Origin of the sequence: Alcaligenes nematophilus, assembly GCF_026344155.1 — a bacterium.
GTDB lineage: Bacteria > Pseudomonadota > Gammaproteobacteria > Burkholderiales > Burkholderiaceae_B > Alcaligenes > Alcaligenes phenolicus.
Genome location: NZ_JAPKMZ010000004.1, coordinates 58,222 through 84,124 on the forward strand (window position 1 = coordinate 58,222; position 25,903 = coordinate 84,124).

A 25,903-nucleotide genomic window follows, 5' to 3' on the forward strand; every position below is an offset into this window, starting at 1 on the left:
ACTTCTATGGGTTTAATTATTGGACTTCAAGTCCTGAAAACTGCGATGGATGGATTCAATCTTCTGCAACTTGCGCGCCACCTGCGTCTCAGCCTGTAGCGCTACCCGACTAACCAGATAATTGATCAGGCTGAGCGTGCCGGTATGCGAGTCAAACAAGTACTCCCCACGCGTCGCCACCGTGAAAGCAATGTCTTGCGACCGCAGCAAGGAGCTTTCCAGACCATCCGTCAAAAAAGCCATCTGCACTGACTCGCCCCGCAGATGCTCCACCAAGGAAGGCAGGAGCACCGAGCGACGACGAAAATCCATCACCAGGGCCAGATCCCCTGCTTCCACATCGGCCAGTTGCTCGGTCAGATGGGCCACCGTGCCCACCGCCAGATGCACATCCGGGCGCAACTGCTGCAGTAAAGAGTGGGCGTAGCACGCCAGGATCTGGCCATTGCGGAAACCAAACACCCAGATGCGTCGTGCTTTCAGGGCGGCTTGGGTGAAGTTGTCCAGATGCTGTTCAGTAATGTTCTGGAAGGTGGTGGAAATGTTCTGTACGTCCGCATTGATAAACGGCGACATATCGGCCTGAATACCGCTGCTGGACATGGAGTGCAGACGCTTGAAAGGAGCGCCATCACCCATTTGCTCGCGAGCCGTAACCCGGAACTCGTTAAAACCGTTAAAACCCAAACGCCGGAAAAAGCGCACCGCGGTAGCCGCCGATACACCTGCTTTCTCGGCCAGTTCCTGGGCGGAGTAAGTAGCCAGCTGCCCCATATGAGACAGGACCACATCGGCCAACCGCCGCTCCGCGCTGGGCAGGACATCGAGAATATCCAGGATCGAATCTTTGATGACCATGACACAACCCAAAATTGAAATTTGTTTTTCACATAATACTTAATAAAATTTTAATTTCAATTATGGACGCAATGATTTGGCTCCGTATTTACCCTTGGAGATAGAAAAAAGGGAAAAACAGGAAAGATCGAAGCCCGCCAAGAACGGCTTTAAATAAGGGTTTCAGGTAAAAACAAGGTGTAAACCCTTGCTTGGAAAGTTTCTGCCACCTGAAAGTGAAATCGCAAAGCCCAATATGAAATTTAAATTTCATATTGGGCTTTGGTAAGAGGAATTTCAGTACAAGAGCCGCCAGCAGAAGCCACAAAACGCCTATTCAGTGGACCTATTCTGCTGGCAGTAAAGACCAACAACGCGTAATCAGAATATCGGCCATGGATAGATTCTTGGCCACACTTCGGGACCAGAGCGCATAAATCTGGCAAGCCAGCATGGCATCCTCAACATCAAGCGCCAACAGCTCACGTCGATACGCGGATGCCTCTTGCAAGGCCTGTCGCATCACGGCAGGCGATGTTGCTGACGGCCACCCTGCCCCCGCTGACCATAAGCCAACCCGGCGAGCAGTGGCTGGCTTATCACGCATCGCCCTAATGGCAAAGGCAACCATACACTAACGATTAAGAGAGGCGTCCTGGACAATCCATGAAACCAGATCCTGGAAAGAAATACCTTGGTAAGCCGCAATTTCCGGCAACAATGACGTTGGCGTCATGCCTGGCTGAGTATTAATTTCGAGCCAGATAAGCTCGCCCGTCACAGGATCGTAGCGAAAGTCCGATCGCGTCACGCCGCGACAGCCAATAGCACGATGTGCTGTCTCCGAATAGCGCCGAATCTTTTCTTCAACGTCCAACGGCAGCACCGCTGGGCATATATGTGTTGAGCCTCCAACCGCGTATTTAGCAGTAAAGTCGTACCAAGCCCCACCCTCCACCACAATCTCTGTGATGCCAATCGCCTCGCCGCCCATGACCGCACACGTCAATTCACGACCGGCGACATACCGCTCGACCATCAAAGACGCTGTTTCGCTCTGTAGAACCGGCGGAGCATCACCTGCGCGAATAATCTGTACGCCACAAGACGACCCATCAGAAACAGGCTTCAGAACGTAAGGTGGCTGCATCACATGCGCCGCTGCCGCCTCTGACGCGGTAACCTCTATTGCGTCCGCGACAGGAATGCCGTGAGCGGCAGCCACATGCTTCGCGTTAACTTTGTGCATTGCCAACGCCGATGCCATTACGCCTGAATGCGTATAGGGAATGCCAAGGCTTTCCAGAAGCCCTTGAACAATTCCATCTTCCCCACCGGTTCCATGCAGTGAATTGAACACGACGCTTGGGCGTACTTGCAGCAGCTTTTCGGCTACGTTGTCATAGACCTCCAACTGTGCCACACGATAACCAGCTGCAGAAAGGCCCTCGGCACATGCCTTACCTGATGCGATACTCACTGAACGTTCGGAGGAATTGCCCCCCATCAAGACTGCAACGACGGAATCCATTTTTTTAACTTCCTAAGTGAATATTGGGCACTGAAAGATTGCGGATTTCACGCACAATCGAATGGACTTCCGTTGCATGCGCTCCCTTGACAGTCACCTCGTCTCCCTGACGTACATACGCAAGCAAATCCGAGAGGACTCCATTTGCCTCTTCATGGCAGATGTGAGGCTTTTCAAAGCCTTGTAGCTGAAGTGCTTTTCGGTACTCATCCCCAACAAAATACGCCATATCTATGTTGGAACGATTCAAAAATGAGAGCACCTCCATATGACAATCGGTGCTGGCATCTCCCAGTTCAAGCATGTCACCGAGCACGACAATCCGTCTGCCTACGGCTGGGCGCTCATTCAGCGTTTTAAGAACAGCGATGACCGCCCCCGGCGCCGCATTGAAAGACTCATCAATAATGCGAATAGTCCGTTTATCGGACAGAGTGATATCGTGCGCCCTGCCTCGGCCATCAAGAAGAGACCAGCCAGCCAGGTCAGAGATTGCTAGCTTCCAGTCACGGTACAGATGGGAAACCGCCGCCATTGCTCCGACCGCATTGACGGCAATATGCTCTCCAACGGCAGGAAACTTAATGTCAATTTCGGCACCAGCCACAGATATTCTCAGAGCACCATTCTGTGAATCGTAATGAAGCATGCGCCAGTCACTATCCTGGTGGGTGCCATAGCTGATTATCTTCGAGGTGAATTTTCTAGCCTCGTCATGAAATATTTCATAGCAATCGCTGTCTCGGCAAATCACTGCAGCACCCCCCGTTTTCAAGCCAGAGAATACGCCAGCCTTCTCCCGCGCAATGTCCTCAAGAGACTTATAGGCCTTCCGGTGGGCATTTGACACGTTGGTGACCACGGCAACATCGGGTCGGCATATATCGCTGCACTCTTTAACTCGCCCTGCTGCTATTTCTGCAACGATATTCTTCGCATCGGCTGGCACGGTCATCATGGTTTCTAATGTCCCCAATAGAAGATTCCCGTTGTTGAATGTCATATGCGTTCTTCCAGCGTCAGGAACACCTTCGAGAACCTTTGCAATCAGTGAAGACGTGGTGCTTTTTCCTGCGCTTCCAGTTACACAGAAAACTTTTCCCGAGAACCTATCTCGGGCTACCCGAGCAACACGCCGCAAAGTCTGCGTGACATTTTTCACCTGCAAATGAGGAATTGCAGGCGATACAGGGTCGCTTCCGATCCCAATGGTAAGGCTGGCCGATCTTTGAAATTCCAATCTCTGGGAACGATCAAGGCCATAGCCAACACCTTCGGCTATGACAGCAACCGAGTTCCTGCGCAAACGGTCGGGGTGGTACGTCACGCCCCCAAAATCGCTGCCAGTGGCAAAACCAATCAAATTGCCGCCACTGGTGGAGATAAACCCTTGCATATCAAGAAGGTTGACATCAACCAGGCCACTGGTTTGCCCAGATCGAACACGGGCTAACACCTCCTTGTGCTTCTCTTTTTCGAAGCCATAATGAGCCACTAGTGATTCGTGCCGCCCTTGACCTTTCAAAGCCAGCCAAACTCGGTGAGATCCTCCGAGATTGAGGTCTTCGCATAGCATGGATCGGACACAGTCTTGTGTCTCCTGAGACCCATTTTTCAGCTGAAACGAAAAATATTGCACAATGTCGCGCAGGCAGGTGAACTGATCAATATCGTCCAACCCTCGCACATTGCGCAGATTGGTATTACCCAGCCCCATTTTCACAAGAGACGCATTGATATGCTTGACAGCATGCGAGCTACCGCCATGCAAGATACTTGCAAGAACCACAGCTGCACTTCTGCGGCTACCTCCCGGAATCTGTTCACTGATCATTGACACCGTCTGGCTGCCATCATAAGGAATATCCGATAGGTTCAGCCGGTTTAAGCGACCGCTATCACGATAAACCTCCTGGCCACGACCGGACATCGTGGCTTCCAGTTTCAGAATGAATTGAACAAACGCCCCTGGCTGGATGCGGTATAGATCATTCTTAGAGCGCCGCGCCTCCCCATCCCACACGCGCTCAATATAATATCCCGGCATTTTTAAAATCCTTAATCTCTGCAGGCTCTTTGCGGTTAATGCAATCTCCCGTCCTATGACGGGCCAAAAGAGTGGCTAAACGCCCACTACTTCAAACTTGAAAGGTGTCTAAAAACTTTATCCATCCCGACTGAATTTGATGCCTTTAGCAAAATTGAATCGCCAGATTTCAGCTTTTCTGCAAGATCAGGAATCAGGTCTGCAACGCTCTTGTAATGCGTGTTTAAAGGAGTATTTCCATGGGCGTTGAGTTCATCCTGCAACTCTGCCATCAAACTTCCGCATAGAAAGATCGCATCAGCCTGTATTCCCTGGATATGTGGTGTCAGTTCCCGGTGGTAACGCGCGGCGTCCGCCCCCAGTTCGGCCATATCTCCAAGGATGAGGATGCGACGGCCCTCGACTTTCATTTTGCCGAATGTTGAAATGGCAGCCTTCATCGAAACCGGATTTGCGTTGTAGGACTCGTCAACAACCGTGAGGTTTCGCCCCTCGAATTCGACCTGAGATACCGCTCCACGCCCCGCGGCAGGCTGAAAAGCTGTCAGCCCCTCAAGGAAGATGTCCAAATCACCACCCAGTAATAACCGCACCCCGATTGCGGCAAGGCTGTTCATCGCCATGTGCAAGCCTGGCGCGGCAAGGTGGTAGGTCAACTGTCTGCCATCCGGTAGAGCTGCCTCAACGCGGCCACTGGTCTGATCGTAGTGGTGGAGGCGCAGATCCGCATCTTCGGACTGACCAAAGGTCATGACATGTACGCCACGCTGAGCTGCTCGTTGCTGGAAAATATCGTAGAACTCTATTTCCCGGTTAAGCAGCAAGGTCCCGCCCGGATTGATACCCTCGACAATATTCGCCTTTCGCCGCGCAACCGTATCCAGCCCCAATCCCGGTCCACTTATATGCGAAGGTGCGATATTGGTCACGATCCCGATATCAGGGCGCACAAGACGAATATTCTGGAATTTCGGTGCATTGATGGCGGTGACGGCTGCTTCGACCACGACCACATCCGTAGAGGCCGGTGTATTCGCCAGCAAATGAAGGATACCGACACGCGAGTTGTAGTTCAGTATGGGGTTACTAACCACTTTCCGATCTCTACTCATAGCGGCTGAGAGCATCAGACTTTGCGAAGTTTTTCCCGCACTGCCTGTTACGGCAACAACATGGCCCTTCATCCGGTTTCGCGCGACAGCTCCAAGCTGGATCAAGGCATGGAGAGGATCCGAGACCTGTAGCAAAGGAAAATCCGGCTTCAGGCCCTCGACGGGACGTGTCACCATCGCTCCGGCAAGCTTGTGTTGCAACATCGGCAAGCGATCCCGGATATCCCAGTATTTCCCAGCAGTGAAATCCGATAATTCGTGCCGCATCGCCATGCGCTGATCAATAGCGGCAAGAAGTGTCGGCTCTTTTATACCCTCGCTCCTGAGTTGACCGGGCTTCTGGGTCACCGAGCGCACAAACCAGCCTTCGGGTGGACGCACCAGCCATGTGCCCCCCGTCACTTCTTCAATTTGATCTGCCGTCCAGAGAATTTCCGGTGTAGGGCTGATCGTCTCAAGCGCGGGGACTTCATATTGAGCAGGGTAGGCACGAAGCACAGCAAAACCTGCCTTGGGCGATAATTCGAACCGCACCTGGTGTGGCAATTGGATGCGTTCCGTTTTCCCGAGATAGCTCACCAACCCCAGCGAAAGTGTCAACGTCTCATCAAGCCAATTGCGGACCGCGGAGGGCCGCAATGTGTAGAAATCACGATAGATCTGGCCCGGCTCCCAACGGCTGACAGGCCACATCCAATCACAAGGATCATGCGAGCACCCAAGCCCCCAGGCCCCGACCGGTCCGGGCTTGGCTGGCTCTGCACGAAAGTCGATGCGCCAGTCGCAATCGACGGCATCAGGGACACGCCACCAGGATTCCACAGAGATCAGCCCGATGCGATTCAGATGCTCAGGTGAAACGCGCAGGCCCAAAAGCTCCATCGGTCCGATGCGTAACGGCTCTACCAGACGGGCATCCGCCGGCACCTCGTCGGCCAACCATTCTGGGCGCGCTTTGCGAAGCGCCGAAATTGGTCCTGCAGTCGGCAATGTAGGGGCCGGACGAGCGGGGAGACGCGCGCGCCTGGGAGGAGAAAGCATTACATAAGCCTCTCCCTCTCGTGTGCTTTCACACTTTGTGCCTAGCGCAAGGCATTTCTTTGAAAACTTGCTCAGCGCCTCGGCCGCCGCCTCTGGCGCCAACGGCAATGTACGGCAAAATCCTACCTCGAGCGGCAAGAAGCGCACTCCCGTCACGCCTCGATGGTCCATTTCCAGCGTAAAAATGCCACTGTCCTTGTCGGGTCGCGTCAGCGCATCAAAGAGTAAATCCCCGGCATCATGTAGGATCGGACGATTCTTATAGATCTCGATGCCCTGCAACAGATGCGCCGACGCGCCAAGCACCGCATCTGCGCCAGCGTCAATCAGGGCATGTCCACCTGCAATCTCGGCGGTGTCGGGCTGATGGAGGTTGTTCGCGCCCCAATGCATCGCAACCAGGACAATGTCGGCCCTTTTCCGGGCCTCGATAATCAGCGGAGCCATGATTTCCGCCCACTCCTGTGGTCGCTTCGGGTCTAGCCATGCGGTGCCGGGCGTATCCTCGCCCGCCGCAAAACTTTTCTGTGTCGCATCCAGCGCGAAAAAAGCGACATCCAGCCCCCCTGCGCGACGGAAAACGGGTCGAAACGCTTCTTCCCGTGTGCGCCCCGACCCTGCGTGACCAATACCGGCAGCATCAAGCCACTCACCTTGCTCTACCAATGCGTCAGGGCCGTAATCACCACTGTGATTGTTGGCTGTCGCTACGATATCGACGCCACCACGGATCAGTGTGTCGATCATCTCGGGGCGAGCACGGAAATAATAGGAAGACCTCTCTCCCTTGTCGACACATTCCGTGCCGCTGGTGGCGACAACACATTCAAGATTCACAATGCCGAGATCAGCTTCTACCAACGGTTTAATTCGGGAGAGAGCATTCCGAGCATTGGCGGCCCCAAACCGATAATGAAATCGCCGACCGATATTCACATCCCCCCCCCAGGCAATCGTAACGGTCCGTTCAGATTTGTTGTTATTACTCATACGCGCTTTTTTCACTTACCTTCCTCCTGCGCTAGAGGCCTAGTTGGCCCATGCGCGTAAGCATCGCCCGCATGTTCGCGAGCATCAACATACAGCAGTCCACAGCGCTCAACCGCATTTACAAGCGGTAGAAGCATATCGAGCATTGCACTGAAAGCGCCCATGTCACTGCGATCTGTGAAGCTGGCCACAACTGCAACCAGCAAAACATCCTCGACCAGGCAATCTGCTAACGATGGACGCAATTGCGCTGCCACATCAAGACATTGCCGCAAATCCTGTTCCGGGCGCTCACACCATGGCCAGTCAAATCCAAGAGGCTCCCATTGCCAGAGCGTCCAGTTGCAGATCAGCCGTCCCCCGTTAGAACCACGCGCCATACGGCGCGCCGCCATCTTTGGCAGTACGATCTGCGAGGGCCGATGCCGCAACCATTGCATCAACTGCGGCCAAGCAGCCTCTAACCTGGTGCAATCAGCGACCTCGCTGGCCGTTCTCGCCATCCCCGAAAACATCGGCCAGTTAATCGCAGTAGCCCTATCCGGAAGACGCGACCGGGATCTCAAATAGCGCATGGCAAGATCGTCAGGGACCTCACATCCCAGAATTTGCCCACGCAAAGCCAGCGTGTCGTTGCGATTCATCATTGGAGGAGCCCACTCGCACCCCCCCCAACAGCGAAATATCAGTGCGAGATTACCGGCGACATCACGCTTTCCAATTAACGTCGGAGCCGGCCAATTCTGGGTACCATGGGCCAGAAGTTCAGCCTCATGGTGTCCCATCCCAACCACCGAGCGATGGAAAAGACGGATCATCAGACTATGGTCATCACCGGAATTTTCAGGACGCGCGACAAGGTAGGCGACCCTGCCCTGCTCAGTCCATTGCGTTGCCGCCAAATCAAGTGACAGACGCTCCGGGCTCATTTCTGCAAGTAAAGGCGACAGCCAGGCATCTCGACGATCCTCTGTCAACAATTCGGTAAGCCCGGCCTCCTGACGGCTCTGTGTCATGAAAGGACGGTCCGCCACAAATAGGGCCTCGACACGCTCTCGACGGCGCCATAAGACACCAAGAGTAGACGCAGACATCATCAAGAAAATTAATGTTTGGCGGGCGAGTAGCAGCGAAAAGAACACGGACCAAAAAGATGGCATAGTGCCGCGCCAAGCGTCATGGATGACCCAGCCAACCAGACAAATGAAACCTGTCCCCCACCAAGCCCTGCCCCGCAGTTCTGACGAAACTCCCTGCGGGGATGCTGGCGGCAACATAGCCACCACCAAGGCTCCCAGAATGACATAGCCAACCAAAATAATGAGTAAGGTTGGATAGCCGATCCCGATCAGAACCACTGCGATGGTGCTGTAGGCGAGCATGGCAAACAGCCTGAGTATCCGACGATAATCACTGACGGCGTTGCTACGCAGGGATTCGGACAAGCCAAGCTTGCTATGCCGATCAAGAATGGTCGCGGAGGCCCGTTCACACATCTCTGCCCCTAGCGCCTCGGCGGCCAAATGCACACCAAAGCAGACCAAAACCAGCGCCATGAGAATTGCCACAACGACACCCGAAGCGAGCTGACCGAAGATCATTTCAAGTCGCAAGGAACTCTGGCCCAGGCTGAGCGTAGCGAGAATATTCCATGGCAAAAGCAGCGCAAGCAGCAGGGTAATTTTTGACAGGATGAAAAGTAAGATGTAAACCGGCAAAGGCCAGGCCAGTTCGGCCTGTACAACCCGTCCAATTCGAAATAGCCAGTGCAAAACAGAAGGCGGCCACACCGCCAACACCTGGCTCTTCGCCCTTTGGGTCAGTGCCGCAATCACGGAGTGACCTCTCGTGCACACTCCTCTGCCGCACGCGGCCCCGCTTTGCCCGTCAGATTGTGATAAGCGGGAGCGCTGGCATCTGCCTCGCGCAACTCCACCCGATGCCCCCCAGCCCGTAGCCCCTGATAGAAACGTTTCTGCAGATAGAAAGGCGTCACCCGGTCATGTGAGTTGCCCAATATGACAATGCGACGAGTTGGATCTACCACTACCCCGTCCAGATGATCCAGCGGATCATAGGGAGCCCGCAATCCGGTCGTATCCAGGCCTGGGCGCGACGGCTTGGCGGCAGTCTCGCGCAGAACTTCAGCACGTTCCAGCAGGCCGAAAGCCCCTGAAGTCAGCACTGCGCATGCAATATCGTCGCGCCCCATCGTCAGCAACGCAGCACCTGCCGTTGCCCCCCCACTATGTCCCAAGAGCACGAAGCGCCCTATCCGATGATCGGCCCGGATATTGTCCAACGCACCGTCAATCGCGAGAAATTCTTCGGCCTGTCGCCGACGACGGTGGTCTCCGCTAGCACCATATGTCCCGGGGCGCGAGATCACAACAACTGGAAAACCCATCTCCTCAGAGAGCGAGCGCGCCAGCGCTGTCTGAGCGCTGGCCGTGTTTTGGGGAATATCCTGCGGATCGCGCTTCAGCCAAGTATCACGATCACCGCGCAAGACAACAATGACCACTGGAGCACCGTCGATCTCTCCCCCCACGAAATAGCGCAGGCACGCGACACCACCCGCATATTCCGTCCAGACTCCGCCTGCAGATAAATCGCAACGATCTTTTGAGGGCTGCCCGCCCCAGGACAAAGCCTGCTCTGCCCAGGCGTGGGCCGCTGAAAGCAATAACAGGGCAATAGAAATGATCAGGCGTTTCATGATCAGACTGCGTCTCCTGAAGCCCTGGCCTCCAACAAACCCGCATAAGCTACCAGCCCCGAAAGATAGTGCTCCACGTCATCAATCCGCACCCTGAACGCATGGTGGCGGATGAAAAAAGAACCAAGAATCTGGTCTGGATTGCGGAAGAACATCGCGTACTCAGGCCAGAAGTGCCCGTTCAGCAGATAAGCTGCACGGAAGTGCAACGCCTGATCAAATCGCGCCTCATCCAGCCCGGCCAGAATATCTGCTCCATTGGGCATAGCCTTCAGACGGTCAAGCATCTTGCGCCCAGCCATCATCAGTTCCAGCAAGGTCGGAAACGTCGTAATCCTTTGTAGAACAAAGTCCAGATAGCCCTCGAAATTCTGGATCCCGAAACGGAAGTAGCGTAAGTCGGGACGGTAGAGCGTCAACTCGTTAGTGCAATAGCTGAGCCAGTGGTCATGATGTTTCCAGTAGTCCTTTTCAATGAAGTGGCCAAATGCCCTCTCCACCGCGCCGATCCACCGCTCGTCTTTCGTCAAGCTGTAAAGCCGCATCAGGGCAAAGGCAGCCTCTCCCTCGTAATAAACAATGCGAAACTTCTCTTTCACCTCAAGGCTGGGCCATGTCAGTACATGTGTGAACGAGCCGTCCTGCGCCTGCATATGCAAGATTCCCAGAGCCAGCTTTTCCATCAACGCAGTAAAGCGGTCCGAGCCAAGCACGGCGCTGTATTTCGTCATTGCCAGGATGGCGGTGGCGTTAGCTCCCAGTTTGATCTCATTGCCGGTATCGACCACAAAAGCCTTGTCGTCGCAGTCTCGGATGAACTGGGTGGTCAGATAATCAAGAGCGCGTTCAATCGCCGCAAGCAACTCTGGCTTCCGCGTCTTTTCCCAGGCCTCCAACATCGAATAGGTCGTGCTGGCATGGCGCAAAGCGTTGTAGGCTGGGATCTGGCGGTTAAAACAAGGATGGTAGCCATAGACGAAGCGACCATCCTTACCGACCTGACGCGCCAGAAAATCTGACGAATTCCTGATGATATCGGCCAGGGTTTCATCATCAAGCGATTCGATCTTGCGACGACCTGCATTGCGACCATTGCCATAGAGCTCATGGACAATCCCATCTTCCCCGCAGAACAGACCCGCAGTCTCCAGAATATAGACTTCACCATCTCCCTGGAAATCAACGGTGGTGCCAACACCATATTTCTGCTGGGCGGCTAGCTGAAAGTTATTTTCGTTCAGAACACAATGACTGACCTGATTGCCGCCATAGAGCATGGCCTGAGCATTTATCTCCATCTCAAGGAAAAGCCGACTAAAACTACGATCCAGCGCAATTCCCTTGCGGCAATAGTTCCTCTTCACCTCGCGCAAGCGCTTACGTAACAGATCCCAAGTCCATGTTTCAGCTTTTTCGACCCAATCAACACGCAGGAAGCGTCCACGCAGCTTGCGCCGAGTCATGATCTTTTTCAACGCCGCTGTCGCAAGATCCCAGGCAGCATCCAAATCCGCGCCGCTTCCCTGCGCCGTAACGGCTCTAGCGGTACCATCAGATACCGCAAAAACCAGGGTGACAGCCGGAAAGGGCGCATCCAATAGGCTGAACTTACCCGTCAGGGCCGCTTTTAGACTTGCCAGCCGAGTTTCAAAAGCGATCAAATCGGCACCCGCTACCGCGTTGTCCTGCACATCCATGTCATATTTCATCATTGTTAAAACTCGTCCGTGATAAGCGAGAAATCGCAGCACTGAAATGGTGAAAATGCCAGCCGCACTCTGCTGCCAAGCTAAGGGCTGAAGGCACGCATCTATTCCAGGCTTCCTTCATATCAGCGCTCCCGCATGGCTTCTTGCGCCCGAGTAATCGGCTTCATCAAATAATCAAAAACCGTTTTCTCCCCCGTTTTGATGTCTACCGTGGCAATCATCCCCGGCACAATGGGGTAACGAATGCCGCTTTTCTCGTTCACCAAGGCGTCATCAGTGGTACGGATAAAAGCGCGGTAATAAAAAACTTCGGGTTTGATTTCGTCCTGAATCGTGTCGGGTGACACAGTCACCACCTCGCCATTCAAGGCGCCATAAATGGAGTAGTCATAGGCTGTGACTTTGACCTTGGCTTCCAGACCTGGCCGGATAAAGGCAATGTCGCGCGGCGAGATACGTGCTTCCACCAGCAACTGATCTTCCATAGGCACAATCACCATCAAGCGGCCATTGGGTGGAATCACCCCACCTTGCGTCGTCACTTCGATATCTTTCACCACACCGCGCACGGGCGAGCGCAAAGTCAGGCGGGACAGCGAGTCCGAGCGTCCACGAATGACCTCTTCCAAAGAGTCCGCCTCGGCCTTGGCACGCGCCAGCTCTTCGCGTGCTTTCACCATGTATTCGGCCTGGCGCTCGGTAATCTTCAAACGAATTTCCGACACCTGACGTTGCAGCTTGAGTACGTCCACATGGCTGGCAGCCCCGGCTTTAGCAAGCGACTGGGTCAAGCGCAACTCTTCGCTGACAATGCCCAAGGACTGCCTCAGGCCTGATATGGACTCATTCAAGCCAGCCTGACGCGTGTTGTACAAGCGCGTTTCGGCCTGAATCAACGAGGGGAACTCGTTCAAGGACTCCGGGAAGCTCAACTTGGTGCCGTTCACTTCGGCTTCCAGTCGTGCCACGCTGGCTACTGCCGCCCTATGTTTGGCCGCGCTTTCACCGACGTTCGCTTCTGTTTTAGTCAGATCCAGCTGAGCCAGAATTTGCTGCGGCTCCACAATGTCGCCCTCGCGCACATAGAGATGGGAAATAATCCCGCCCTCCAGGGACTGAATAACCTGCTCACGCGAGTTGGGAATGATCTTGCCGGTTCCCGAGGAAACCTCTGTCAACTCCGCAAAGTAGGCCCAGGCAATCAACACCACCAGGAGCAAACCAAAGAACCAGATAATGCGGTTGGAGCGCACAATCTGCGCTTCGCTTACATCGTCCTGATACTGGTGCTGATCCCGATTGGGGTCAAAGAGCAAAACCGCGTCCAGACTGTGATCCGACTTATCCGAGCTCTTGGGCTTGTTTGAGTTCTTAGTTGTCATTGGCGGGCTCCTGCTTTTTCTTTGCGCCTTGAGCCAGCTTGTCCAGCACGACTTGTTTCTTGTCATCCATCACGATCTTGCCGTTGCTAACCACCAGAATCCGGTCCACCAACTCCAGCATGCGCAGCTTGTGCGTGGCCATAACCAGGGTCTTGTCTTGTGCCCAGTGATGAAGGTGACGAATAAAGTGCCGCTCGCTGGCGTCATCCATGGCCGAAGTAGGCTCGTCCAGCAACACCACATCCGGATTGGCCAGAATCAGGCGCGACAAAAGCAAAGCCTGACGTTGTCCGCCCGACAGGCCTTTCCCACCCTCGGTCAAGACATGATCAAGGCCGGTAGGCAAACGTTGAATGAACTCGATGGCACCGGTCATGGTCAGAGCTTTCAGGATGTCCTGATCGCTGGCCAGCGGCGCACCCAAGGTAATGTTGTCGCGTATGGTTCCGTAGAACAACGATGCGCTCTGACTGAGCAAGCCCATATCACGCCGCAAATCTGCCGTATCGATATGCGCCAGACTGACGCCCTCTATCGTGGCGGTGCCTTCAGACGGGATCAGCAGACCGGACAACACTTGCAGCAAAGTCGATTTACCCGCCCCGTTACGTCCCAAAATGCCAATTTTTTCACCCGCCCGAATCTGCAGATCTTTGATGGACAAAGCCACAGTGGGATTGTCGGAGCGGTAGCTGACCTGGCAATCCTTGAACACATAGTTGCCACGAACATTGGCAACATGAATGCGCCCTTCCTCCACTGCGTCATCGTCGGTGGGCAAGCTCATCAGCTTGTCGATCGCACCAATGGCAACCTTGGTTTGCTGCCAACGGGACAGAACGCCCGTCAGCTTGGCCATGGGCGCCAACATGCGTGTCCCCAAAATAGAAGCGGCAATCACCGAACCGGTGCTCAGTTCGCCATCAATCACCTTGAAGGCACCGAACATCACAATGACCGCGAACACTGAACCCTGCACCGCGCTCGTCCAACTGCTCAACCAGCTATTTAAGGACCGCAATTTCAAAGCCACATCCGCGCTGGCCGCGTTGAAGTTATTCCATTGATTCTGAAAACGCAGTTCGGACTGCGTGGTCTTGATGTCCTCATAGCCTTGCACGGCTTCCACCAGAATTGCATTGCGCAAACTGGCCTCGCGCGCGGACTGACTGGCGTACTGGCGCAAGCGTGGTTGCGCCAGCAAATTAGGCACAATCATCAACACCACAGCCACTAACGGCACCCAGACCAGACTGCCCGCCAGATACCAGAACACCAGACAAAAAAGCAAAAAGAACGGAATATCGACCAAGGAGGTCACTGTTGCCGAGGTCAACATTTCACGAATGCTGTCCAGTTCGCGCACCTGGGCAATCAAGCTGCCGGTTGATTGCGGCCGGTCGCTATTACGGATACGCAGCACACGACCATATACCCGATCAGAAATGCGCAAGTCCGCCCGCTTGCCCAGCATGTTAATTACCTTGCTGCGGGCAATCCTGAAGGTAAAAGAGAACACCAGGGCCACCATCACCCCGCTGAACAACACATACAAGGTCGGATAGGACTCGGCCGGAATCACTCGGTCATAGACCTGTCGGGTAAACAGAATCCCGGACAGTCCCAACACATTGATCAAAAAAGAGGCCACAAACAAATGGGAGTACGGGCGCCAGTCACTAAAAACAATTTGCTTAAGCCAATGCCTCTCAAAAGGTTTGACGTAATCATCCACGCGGGCATCGGCCACGGCATGAATGGGCCGCATCACAAACGCCGCCCGTACATTGCTCAACAGATCCGCAACCGCCACTTCGCTAAGCAGCCCTTCATCGCCGCTATAACGGATACCCAGCAAACCGCCTTCATTAATCTGCTCAACCACCCCGACCTGGCCGTTTTCCAGCTGCACCAGCAAGGGCAAGCGCCAGATGTTCAGATCGCTTTCACTTAAGGTGACAGGTTTGACGTACAAGCCTGCTTCTTTCGCAAGGCGACGCAACACATAGGCAATGTCTCGCGTCTTCAACCAATTGGCTGTCAGCTCCAGATTCTGGGACGAGACATCCAGACGGTAATGCCTGGCTATGGATAGAACAGCGTCAATCCAGGGTTTATACAAATCCTGGGGCCTGGCCTCGGGGGCTGCGGCAACAGATACGGCGTCCTGCAATGGCATGCATTCATCCTTGAGAAATACAACAGTCAAACGTCTTGTCATTGACCTGCATACAGGGCAGTGAGAAAAGGTCTGCACAGACAGAAAAGCACTGGGCTTTACAGCCCAGTGCTCCCGGAGATGAATTAGCCTACAAGGCTGTGCTCATCCAGCTCGTCAATGACGGGGTCAACTTCGACTTCCGGTACCAGCACGTCTTCTTCGCTGATGCCTTCAAACGAGGTTGGCTCGCCAGCGGCTTGGCCAGACTGCTCCTGTTCATCCTCCAATGCGCCCAGATCAACGTCCGTTTCCTCGGTACCCTGAAGCTCAATGCTCTCTTCAAGAACCGCAGGCTCTTCTGTTGTCTCTGGCGTATGGTCTTCAACGTTGTCCAAGGACAAGGCGGATTCATCTGCCCCCACCTCGTCAAAGTCAGCGCTGAAGGCGGACGCTTCAGGAACATAAGGACCGTCACCGTGCTCAACGCCCACCGTCAGGGTGGCATCAGCCGTAGTGCCGTTTGGATGCTCCAGACGGTACTCGAAGACATCCTCATTACCAGTCTCTTCCAGACCAGGTTTAGGCTGGTAGGAGTAGCTGCCGTTGGTGTTGATCGTCAGCGTGCCATGCTGACCTTCCACCGTGGTTCCATTGATAACTTCCACAAAGTTGCCGTTGGCATCCTTGATCAGGAACTTGGTGTAGGTCGAGGCCAGATGATCGTCAGCCAGAACATTACCGCTGGCGCCGTGAATGTTCTTGATGACATATTCATCCAGATGCGTGACCGACTGAGTCTCGTAACCCAACTCCAGCTTGCCGCCCGTGCCTGTACCACTACGCTGATACGTTGCCGTAACGGTGTAGTTTCCAGCCTCAAGCCCTTGCAGCATTTCCTGAACACTCAGGTTGCTGAGCAGACCGCCCGACCCGGTGTACGTCTTGGAATATCCACCAGGACCGGTCACCGTCACCTTCAAGCTATCGGTAACGAGAAGCTCGTCAGGTGAAGAGGCCGTGATCTTGACGTTAGCCTTGCTGTTTGGATCAACCGTAAAGCTGACCGATGTGGTCTTGGTAACCGCTCCAGCAAAAATTCCGCCAATATCTTGGCTAGGAGCTTTCTGGCTAGGTCCACCTTGGGTCACACGGTAGTCACTGTCGATAACAGCTTCGCCCGTGTTGCTGTTGGCAACCAAGTCAACTTCAGCTGGCTGGGACGGATCTTCGGGCCAGATCAGGCCTTGGCCATCACTGTCGATACGGACGTGGATCTTGGCGGTGCTGATGGAACCGTCAGCGGCCTTGATCGTGTACTCGAAGGTTTCCACCTGGCCAATACCGGAGCCGTCGGTGTTGTTTGGCGTGTAAGTAAACTCGCCATCTGCACCAATAGTCAGCGTGCCGTATTCACCTTCAAACGTCGTTGTACCGTTGGCACCTACTTGCTCCCCATTGATATGGGTCACTTTGGCGCCTTCGCCAGCAGCGTCGTTATCGAGCACATTGCCGCTTACCGGAGTGGACGTGTAAGAGCCAGCCTCAGTGTGGTCGTAGAACGTTGTCGAGCCTTCCACCTTGGTGGTGCTCAACACGCTCAGGCCACGCACAGCCGCGATCACCTGGTACTCGCCTGGAGGCAAGTCATTGATGGTGAACTTGGCCTTGCCACCGAAGATACCAATGATGTCGATCAAGCCTCCGGATCCCGACTCCTCAAGCACCTTCCAGTCGCCGTTCTCATCCTTGACACGCAGCTGAACCTTGACGTTATCAAGCACACTAATCGCAGAACCCGAAGAAACGCTGATTTCGCTGGTAGCAGTCTCACCCTCTCCTACTGTGAAGCTGAAGCGCGGAGCACCATCAAAGAAGGCATCCCACAAACCACCAATGTCGATAATCGACAGACGGCTGTCGGACTGAACCTTAGTGTCCAGTTCGGTAGGTTCGATATCCAGCTTAGCCGTGAAGTAGTCGTCGGAGACGTCGGCATCGGCGTCCGCATCAGCATCAGCATCGGCGTCAGCGTCAGCGTCCGCATCCGCATCAGCGTCTGCGTCAGCATCGGCATCAGCGTCTGCGTCTGCGTCGGCATCCGCGTCAGCGTCAGCGTCGGCATCGGCGTCCGCATCAGCATCGGCATCGGCATCGGCATCGGCATCCGCGTCAGCGTCGGCATCCGCATCAGCGTCTGCGTCAGCGTCTGCGTCAGCGTCTGCATCTGCATCCGCGTCGGCATCTGCATCCGCGTCAGCATCGGCGTCAGCGTCGGCATCAGCGTCTGCATCTGCATCCGCGTCAGCGTCAGCGTCAGCGTCAGCGTCAGCGTCAGCGTCAGCGTCAGCGTCAGCGTCAGCGTCGGCATCCGCATCCGCGTCTGCGTCTGCGTCAGCATCCGCGTCGGCATCGGCGTCGGCGTCGGCGTCGGCATCAGCGTCGGCATCAGCGTCGGCATCTGCATCTGCATCCGCGTCAGCGTCGGCATCGGCGTCAGCGTCGGCATCCGCATCGGCATCAGCGTCAGCGTCGGCATCCGCATCAGCGTCAGCATCCGCATCAGCATCGGCATCGGCATCAGCGTCTGCGTCTGCGTCAGCATCGGCATCCGCATCAGCATCCGCGTCGGCATCAGCATCAGCATCAGCATCCGCGTCAGCATCGGCGTCTGCGTCTGCGTCGGCATCGGCGTCGGCGTCAGCATCCGCATCGGCGTCAGCGTCAGCGTCGGCATCCGCATCAGCGTCGGCATCAGCATCGGCGTCAGCGTCAGCGTCTGCATCTGCATCAGCGTCTGCATCCGCATCAGCATCAGCATCCGCGTCAGCATCGGCATCCGCATCGGCATCAGCGTCGGCGTCGGCATCCGCGTCGGCATCTGCATCAGCGTCAGCGTCCGCGTCAGCGTCGGCGTCAGCATCTGCGTCAGCGTCAGCATCGGCATCTGCATCGGCGTCTGCGTCGGCATCGGCGTCAGCATCGGCATCGGCATCTGCATCCGCGTCGGCGTCGGCATCGGCATCCGCATCAGCATCGGCATCCGCGTCGGCGTCAGCATCAGCATCCGCGTCAGCGTCAGCATCGGCATCTGCATCTGCATCAGCGTCAGCATCGGCGTCGGCGTCGGCGTCGGCGTCGGCATCAGCGTCTGCGTCTGCATCAGCATCCGCGTCAGCATCGGCATCGGCGTCAGCATCGGCATCTGCGTCGGCGTCGGCGTCGGCGTCGGCGTCAGCATCCGCGTCGGCATCGGCGTCAGCGTCTGCATCGGCATCCGCGTCTGCATCGGCGTCTGCGTCAGCGTCGGCATCGGCATCGGCATCGGCATCTGCATCAGCGTCGGCGTCGGCATCCGCATCAGCATCAGCATCCGCGTCGGCGTCGGCGTCGGCGTCAGCATCAGCATCCGCGTCAGCATCGGCATCTGCATCAGCATCAGCGTCAGCGTCGGCATCAGCGTCAGCGTCAGCATCGGCATCCGCATCAGCATCCGCGTCGGCGTCAGCATCAGCATCCGCGTCAGCATCCGCGTCAGCATCGGCGTCAGCATCCGCATCGGCGTCAGCGTCGGCATCCGCATCGGCGTCGGCATCTGCATCAGCGTCAGCATCGGCGTCAGCGTCTGCGTCAGCGTCTGCGTCAGCATCGGCGTCAGCGTCGGCATCAGCATCGGCGTCTGCGTCAGCATCGGCATCTGCATCAGCGTCAGCATCTGCATCAGCGTCAGCGTCTGCATCAGCATCAGCATCTGCATCTGCATCTGCATCAGCGTCAGCATCAGCATCTGCATCAGCGTCAGCGTCAGCATCTGCATCTGCATCAGCGTCAGCATCAGCATCTGCATCAGCGTCAGCGTCAGCATCTGCATCAGCGTCAGCGTCGGCATCGGCGTCAGCATCAGCGTCAGCGTCAGCGTCGGCATCGGCGTCAGCATCAGCGTCAGCGTCGGCATCTGCATCGGCATCTGCATCGGCGTCTGCGTCAGCATCGGCATCAGCGTCGGCATCTGCATCGGCGTCTGCGTCGGCATCAGCATCGGCATCTGCATCGGCGTCTGCGTCGGCATCGGCATCGGCGTCGGCGTCAGCATCCGCATCAGCGTCGGCATCCGCGTCTGCATCGGCGTCTGCGTCAGCGTCGGCATCTGCATCAGCGTCGGCGTCAGCGTCGGCATCTGCATCAGCGTCGGCGTCGGCATCTGCATCAGCGTCAGCATCGGCGTCTGCGTCTGCGTCAGCATCAGCATCAGCGTCGGCGTCGGCATCAGCGTCGGCATCGGCATCGGCGTCAGCATCCGCGTCAGCATCCGCATCGGCGTCGGCGTCGGCGTCGGCGTCGGCATCAGCATCCGCATCTGCATCAGCGTCAGCGTCTGCGTCAGCATCGGCGTCTGCGTCAGCGTCAGCGTCGGCATCAGCATCGGCATCTGCATCGGCGTCAGCGTCTGCATCGGCGTCTGCGTCAGCGTCGGCATCGGCGTCGGCGTCGGCATCAGCGTCGGCATCTGCATCAGCGTCGGCGTCGGCATCCGCATCAGCATCGGCATCCGCGTCGGCGTCAGCATCAGCATCCGCGTCAGCATCGGCATCTGCATCAGCATCAGCGTCAGCATCGGCATCGGCATCGGCATCGGCATCAGCGTCAGCATCAGCATCAGCATCAGCATCCGCGTCAGCATCGGCGTCTGCGTCGGCATCGGCGTCAGCATCTGCGTCAGCGTCGGCATCAGCATCTGCGTCGGCATCTGCATCTGCATCAGCGTCAGCATCGGCGTCTGCGTCAGCATCAGCATCTGCGTCGGCGTCGGCATCAGCGTCGGCATCGGCATCGGCGTCAGCATCAGCGTCAGCATCCGCATCGGCGTCTGCGTCAGCATCAGCGTCAGCGTCTGCGTCTGCGTCAGCATCAGCGTCTGCGTCTGCGTCTGCGTCAGCATCGGCGTCGGCGTCAGCGTCAGCATCAGCGTCAGCATCTGCATCTGCATCTGCATCAGCGTCAGCGTCAGCGTCGGCATCGGCGTCAGCATCAGCGTCAGCGTCGGCGTCAGCATCCGCATCGGCGTCAGCGTCGGCATCCGCGTCTGCATCGGCGTCTGCGTCAGCGTCGGCATCTGCATCAGCGTCGGCGTCGGCGTCGGCATCGGCATCCGCATCGGCGTCAGCGTCGGCATCAGCATCTGCGTCGGCATCGGCGTCTGCGTCAGCATCGGCATCGGCGTCTGCGTCTGCGTCAGCATCAGCATCAGCATCAGCATCAGCATCAGCATCAGCATCCGCGTCAGCATCGGCGTCGGCATCTGCGTCGGCATCCGCATCAGCGTCAGCATCGGCATCTGCGTCTGCATCACCGTCGCCATCATCAGGATCTACGGGCCCCTTACCGCCCGAGCCGCCGGAGGAATGGCTGGATGCCATTGCAACGCCTGTCAAGCCAGCCAGCAGCAGGCCAAGGACCCACGGTGGAGGTGTGCTAGTGCCAGCGGCAGCAGCGCACACAGTTTCGGAAACAACAGGAGCCGTATTTGCAAATACGGCATCCTGGGCGGAGATTTCTACCAGCTCTCCGCTGCTGTTGAGCCACCACAGTTGGCAGGCTGAATCTTCCAGAACCAGCTCGCTATGTTCGCCGTCTGGGTTTTCGTTGAAGAAACCTTGCAAGGTGACCTGTTGACCATTGGCCATCACCAGGACAAGGTTATTTCCTTGGCGGGTAATACTGACAATATCGCCAGGACTCGCGTTCAATTTGACGAGATGAGGGGTGGCCAGCACTTGATCCGCTAATTGCGTCTCCAGTACTGGCTTTCCCGCTCCCGATCGTTCTGCTAGGATCATTTTCATGAATAGCCCAACCTTTTAATAATAAAAATGGCCACAAGGCCCCTCTTCACAACGGTTAATTCAAGGCAGGCACATTGAATCCAGCGCTCAACAACCCCTGGGAGTAAGCGCATTCAATCTGCGAAGCTTTCAAATCCAACTCACTGTTCAACACCTCGACACGGGCCTGGTGGTATTCCTGTTCGGCATTCAATAAGTCGACCAGTGAACGCGTTCCTAAATCCAAATACTGTTTTCTGTACAAATCTTTCGTGCCGCTAATGTTCACGACACGATTGGCCAGCAGCGCCTTGCGACGCTCCAGCCCTTGATAACGATTGACTTGATCGGCCAGGCGCTGCTCCACCTGCAGGCGGACTTGAGACTTTTCAGCGCTGGCAGCGCGCAAGGCGCCCGAGGCTGCGCGTTTACGCGCCGACAAGCCTCCCCCTTGATAAAAGGGCATGGAGAAATTCAGGCGTATGCCGGTCTCGACACGACTGCCATAGAGCGGGGTCGCGTTCAAAGCGCGGGAGGCATTGGCTTGCAAAGAGAGGGTTGGCCATTCTTCAGAACTGGCCAGATCGACATCAGCCACCGCTTCTTCGGCAGCCATATCCACCATCACCACTTCTGGAACACGCGCCCAGTTAATGCGGGAGATCGTGCAGCTTTGATTGAGCTCGAGAGGGAACTGCGCCAAGGACACGGCGCTAACGTCAGGAAGTTGTGCAAGTAGTGCAATTTCCTGCAACCATTTGCGATATTCTGCATCGACGTTCAATACCAGCGCCTGGACCGAATCCAGGCGGGAGCGCGCTTGTAAAACGTCGGACAGGTTGCTGGCACCTTTCTCGTGGCGCCGCTCGACCAAGCGGGTTAGCTGCTCTACTTCCTGGACGTGCGCTTGGGCCAGATCCAGAAAACCCTGATAACGCACCGCTTCCAGTACCGCGTTGGACGCTTCGCGAACCAATTGCTCGACAACCAAATCCGTTCTGGCTTGAGCTTTCAGTTCCCCGAACTCGGCTTTTTTGACTGAATTGGCGGTTTTGCCGAAGTCGTAAAGTAGCTGTTGTACGTTCAAGTCCAGGCTTTGCAGGGCCTTTTCGTCATAGCGACCGGAACGGTACTTTTCATAGCTACTTGAAACACCTCCGCTAACTTGCGGGTAGTAATGAGCCTTGGCAACATCAATCATCTCGCGTGCGCTTGCTTCGTAACCCATGGCACTTTCCCGCCCGGGGTGACGCGCAAGGACGCGGTCGACAACGTACTGAATACTTAAGGGTGCGTCATGATCGGCTTGTTCCAGAACTGAATTTTCCTGAAGCCGTTCAAGCATCGTTTGTGCCTTGCTCGATGTGGCAAGAACAGCCATAGCCAACACGATCCCCACTGTTTTTGTTCTAGTCATAAGGCACCCAAGCAAGTGACTTTTTGTATCCTCAACGGAGGGACAAAAAGCCGCACATTCAACACAAACGCACTCTCAAGAGGTAGAATCACCGAACGCAGGGCGCAAAAAAGCCACCTGCCTATCCAAAAAGCAAGCAATGCAAAACTGTCATTTACCTGGATTGCGCGCTACCTCCGACACGCCTCACACAAAGAAGCAGACGCAGCACAACACGTTCTTATCGAGAGAATCGATTTTGTGACAAAAGAATAAGCTATCGCATGAAATTAGCGTTTTTGTGTAAAAAAGCGTATTTCCGGTTAGTTTCTGTTCAGGAAGAATATTACGACAAGATCTTGTCGCTATCAAGCGATTACTTGGCGCAATTGAAAATAATTGACAAGAACATGAAGAAAAAGACGCAGGATTGTAAATTAAAACCGTTGGGGCCCCTTACCACCACAACTTTTGGGCAGACCAGACCACAAGCATATGGAAAATGAATTTAAAGACTTCTCGGACCGGATAAATCTAGCCATCGCCCGTGCAGGCGGAGCCAAGAACTTGGCGGACAAAATGGGAATGTCCACTTCGGTGCTGCGAAGCTGGCGCTCAGGGAACTCCGACCCATCCCGTTCCAGCCTAGTTAAAATGGCCCAAGCCACCAACCTGTCTGTCAGTTGGCTGGCCTCGGGAGAAGGTAACCCCTCACCTTCCGAACCCTCTTCAACCTTGGTTGATCTGGATATCCTGGAAGAAATCATTGCCAAGACTCAACAATTATTCCAAGGTCAAAGCGTGAATCTGAAGCCGGAGGCCGAGGCACGTATCATCCGCCTGGTCTATGAGTTCTACTTACGCCAAGGGCAGCAAATGGACGAAGCCAGTTTGAACAATCTGATTGAACTGGCTTCGTTTCGATAAAAGCCACTCGCAATAGTCAAATCAGGAAAGGGCGCTGTATCTAATGTGACCTCGCTTAAATGCAAAAGTCATAGGCAGCCCCTTTCCCTGGCGATAACTCAACCTGTTATTAATCCCAGCCCTATTGAAAACAATAAGGACCAGTTAACGAATCACAAACCCAAGCGTGGACTAATGAGCTGAGAACACATAGCCCACGCCCCACACAGAACGAATCGGCAAACGCTCGCCGTGCTGTGCGACCTTACGTTTCAAACGGCTAATTACCACATCTATGTAGCGACTAGGTGGTTGATCCCCTTCCTTGTCACTAAACAGCTTTTCGCGGGCTACGGGTTCAGGACTCTCGGCCAGCAACACACGCAATACTCGTCGCTCCGCCCCTGTCAGCGTGATGGCATGTCGCTGCGGCGTCATCAAGCGCCAACCGTCCTCCAGCAAATCCCAGCCAAACAAGGGCTCCCGAGTTTCACCATTCAAGCGGATTTCTGCAGGAGCAGCTGGGAAAGCTTTGTCCTTTCCATCCGCATATTTAGCTCGCAAGGCCAGCTCCCTCCTGCGCAGAGCTTGAATACTAGCCAGCACTTCCATACTGTGAGTTCGTTCGTCAAAACAGATATCGGCACCAGCCAGCAATAGCAAGCTGCCATGTTCGGGGGTTAGTGTTCCTTCAAAACGCAAAACCACCAGACCCATTGCCGCAGACTGAGCTCGCAAGCGACCTACATCACTCAACAGATCCTCATTCGGGGAATGCATCATGATCAGCTCGCCCGCCTCGGCCTGTTCGTCCTGCGTAAATGACACCGCGCTGTGTGCTTGAAGCACTTGCACCGGTATACCCCACAGGGCCAAATCATCGATCAGCTTTTGTATTAGATCGCCGTTATCGAACAACAGCACGATTCTCTCTGTTCTCAACAGTACCAAGCCTCCCTCTCCCCAAAACCGTGGCTATCATTGCCTTGTAGGCCTGCACGCGTTCAAGCGGCTTTGCCTGGCGCTCACTATCGTCTTTATTGTGTTTCTTACTCACCCAAGACCTGGTGCGCCTACAGCCGATCTGTTAGCAAGGCCACTCTGTCTTTCTGCTCCTGGGTCCTTCCAGGGCCCGATGGGCATCCTTCCTGTGATGCCGTCCATCCAGCATAAACACAAAATCTTGCATAAACAGTCAAGTTCTTAAAACAAAAGTAAGAAAACCACATCATTTACATTTTTTATGCAAATTCTTGTGTAGTTAACTTGGTTTTCTGTTCAAATTGAATAATAAGACAAGTATATAGCACCATCAAGCACAATCTTGACCAAATAACCAATAACGACAAGAACATGCAATCCCTGGAGGTGGCAATGTATTTCAAACACTCAGTAAAGCGATTAAGCCAAGCCGGTCAAAATGCCGTGGAGGAAGGTTTCCAACACTTCCCGGAGCGAATCAAGCTGGCGATCGAACAGGCCGGCGGACCACAAAAACTGGCTGAAAAAGTGGGTGTGTCCCTATTGATTCTGCAAGGCTGGCAATCAGGCAAAACCGAGCCCTCTCGTCTTGCTTTGATCAAGCTGGCCAAGGCCTCCAAGCTGCCTATTCAATGGTTAGCCTGCGGGGAAGAAAAGCTTGATAAACGGGTTCTTGCTCAATCAAAGCCAAGCATGGCTGACATGGACTCGTTGGAAGAAATCATCCTGAAGATCAGGCAGTTATTTGTGCAGCAAAAGCTCAGCCTGCGCTCTCGTGCCGAGGCTCAGGCGATTCGCCTGGTATACGAGTTCTATCTGCATCAAGGTCGTCAAATGGATGACGCCAGCCTGGACAGTTTGATTGAGCGTCTTGCCCCTCAGTAAACCTATACGTACAAAACAAGGCACCTGATCATAAATTGGATGAAGCTAGGGCTATTCTGTTTCCATTAATCACGCCTTAAGCTTCCCTGTGCTGGCGAGCGTTTAATCTGCTCGACCAGCAACAGCACTGTTTCAAAAAAGATCTTTATGTTCTATTTGTAACTAACATTATTCTCCCCTGCTTTGCCTAAACCCTTGGCCATATAAGTTTGAACCATTCAAGTATGAATCAAGAAATCAGGCCTGAAGATAAGAACCTCAGCGAAATTCATACAAAACTCTATGGCTGGAGATAGGCAAAACCCTAGGAAAAGTTGTAATCTCTGGCTTGATAAAGACATAAGACAGCTTATTCAATGCAGGTTTTGGCCCATAAAAAAAGAACAA

At 55.0% G+C, this 25,903-nt stretch carries 15 protein-coding genes and 1 pseudogene; 2 read left to right on the top strand and 14 right to left on the bottom strand.

What is annotated here, in order from left to right; translation table 11 throughout:
- Positions 1–12 precede the first annotated feature (12 nt).
- The 13 genes and pseudogenes from OSH04_RS11510 to OSH04_RS11570 form a co-directional block, all read right to left on the bottom strand.
- Positions 13–858 carry a MurR/RpiR family transcriptional regulator gene (locus OSH04_RS11510; protein ID WP_250757208.1) on the bottom strand — a complete coding sequence of 282 codons (846 nt, stop codon included), beginning with the start codon at positions 856–858 and terminating at the stop codon, positions 13–15.
- Between the two features lie 613 nt (positions 859–1,471).
- On the bottom strand, positions 1,472–2,368 hold the full coding sequence (locus OSH04_RS11515; protein WP_266108503.1) for a D-alanine--D-alanine ligase: 897 nt from the start codon (positions 2,366–2,368) through the stop codon (positions 1,472–1,474).
- A gap of 4 nt (positions 2,369–2,372) precedes the next feature.
- The gene (locus tag OSH04_RS11520; RefSeq protein WP_266108504.1) at positions 2,373–4,415 is read right to left on the bottom strand and encodes a Mur ligase family protein; all 2,043 of its coding nucleotides are present in this window, start codon (positions 4,413–4,415) and stop codon (positions 2,373–2,375) included.
- Positions 4,416–4,501: 86 nt separating this feature from the next.
- The gene (locus tag OSH04_RS11525) at positions 4,502–7,573 is read right to left on the bottom strand and encodes a CapA family protein (RefSeq protein WP_266108505.1); all 3,072 of its coding nucleotides are present in this window, start codon (positions 7,571–7,573) and stop codon (positions 4,502–4,504) included.
- Entirely contained in the window at positions 7,570–9,393 is a 1,824-nt protein-coding gene (locus tag OSH04_RS11530) for a hypothetical protein (protein WP_266108506.1), read from the bottom strand. The genes OSH04_RS11525 and OSH04_RS11530 overlap by 4 nt, the downstream gene beginning before the upstream one ends.
- Positions 9,390–10,277, bottom strand: a complete 888-nt coding sequence (locus OSH04_RS11535) for an alpha/beta hydrolase family protein (RefSeq protein ID WP_266108508.1) — start codon at positions 10,275–10,277, stop codon at positions 9,390–9,392. Before OSH04_RS11535 ends, OSH04_RS11530 begins: the two co-directional genes overlap by 4 nt.
- A 2-nt stretch (positions 10,278–10,279) precedes the next feature.
- A complete protein-coding gene (locus tag OSH04_RS11540; RefSeq protein WP_266108509.1) occupies positions 10,280–11,989 on the bottom strand; it encodes a Mur ligase in 1,710 nt (569 codons plus the stop codon).
- A gap of 119 nt (positions 11,990–12,108) precedes the next feature.
- A complete protein-coding gene (locus OSH04_RS11545; RefSeq protein WP_266108510.1) occupies positions 12,109–13,368 on the bottom strand; it encodes an HlyD family type I secretion periplasmic adaptor subunit in 1,260 nt (419 codons plus the stop codon).
- Entirely contained in the window at positions 13,358–15,547 is a 2,190-nt protein-coding gene (locus OSH04_RS11550; protein WP_266108511.1) for a type I secretion system permease/ATPase, read from the bottom strand. The genes OSH04_RS11545 and OSH04_RS11550 overlap by 11 nt, the downstream gene beginning before the upstream one ends.
- Positions 15,548–15,672: 125 nt before the next feature.
- Positions 15,673–17,415 (bottom strand): Ig-like domain-containing protein, encoded by a 1,743-nt coding sequence (locus OSH04_RS11555; protein WP_338150065.1) that lies wholly within the window; start codon positions 17,413–17,415, stop codon positions 15,673–15,675.
- Positions 17,367–20,888 carry a hypothetical protein gene (locus OSH04_RS11560; protein ID WP_266108513.1) on the bottom strand — a complete coding sequence of 1,174 codons (3,522 nt, stop codon included), beginning with the start codon at positions 20,886–20,888 and terminating at the stop codon, positions 17,367–17,369. Before OSH04_RS11560 ends, OSH04_RS11555 begins: the two co-directional genes overlap by 49 nt.
- Before the next feature lie 256 nt (positions 20,889–21,144).
- A pseudogene (locus OSH04_RS19750) lies at positions 21,145–21,369 on the bottom strand (BapA prefix-like domain-containing protein); the annotation flags it as partial.
- 55 nt (positions 21,370–21,424) lie between these two features.
- Positions 21,425–22,693: a TolC family protein gene (locus OSH04_RS11570; RefSeq protein WP_060185783.1), complete on the bottom strand. Its 1,269-nt coding sequence runs from the start codon at positions 22,691–22,693 to the stop codon at positions 21,425–21,427.
- Positions 22,694–23,239: 546 nt separating this feature from the next.
- Here OSH04_RS11570 and OSH04_RS11575 point away from each other — a divergent pair.
- Positions 23,240–23,671: a helix-turn-helix domain-containing protein gene (locus OSH04_RS11575; protein ID WP_080747924.1), complete on the top strand. Its 432-nt coding sequence runs from the start codon at positions 23,240–23,242 to the stop codon at positions 23,669–23,671.
- A gap of 171 nt (positions 23,672–23,842) precedes the next feature.
- On the opposite strand, the gene OSH04_RS11580 is transcribed toward OSH04_RS11575, so the two are convergent.
- A complete protein-coding gene (locus OSH04_RS11580; protein ID WP_035267647.1) occupies positions 23,843–24,574 on the bottom strand; it encodes a winged helix-turn-helix domain-containing protein in 732 nt (243 codons plus the stop codon).
- 450 nt (positions 24,575–25,024) lie between these two features.
- Here OSH04_RS11580 and OSH04_RS11585 point away from each other — a divergent pair, with 450 nt between their 5' ends.
- On the top strand, positions 25,025–25,516 hold the full coding sequence (locus tag OSH04_RS11585; RefSeq protein ID WP_035267648.1) for a helix-turn-helix domain-containing protein: 492 nt from the start codon (positions 25,025–25,027) through the stop codon (positions 25,514–25,516).
- The last annotated feature ends 387 nt before the right edge of the window (positions 25,517–25,903 follow it).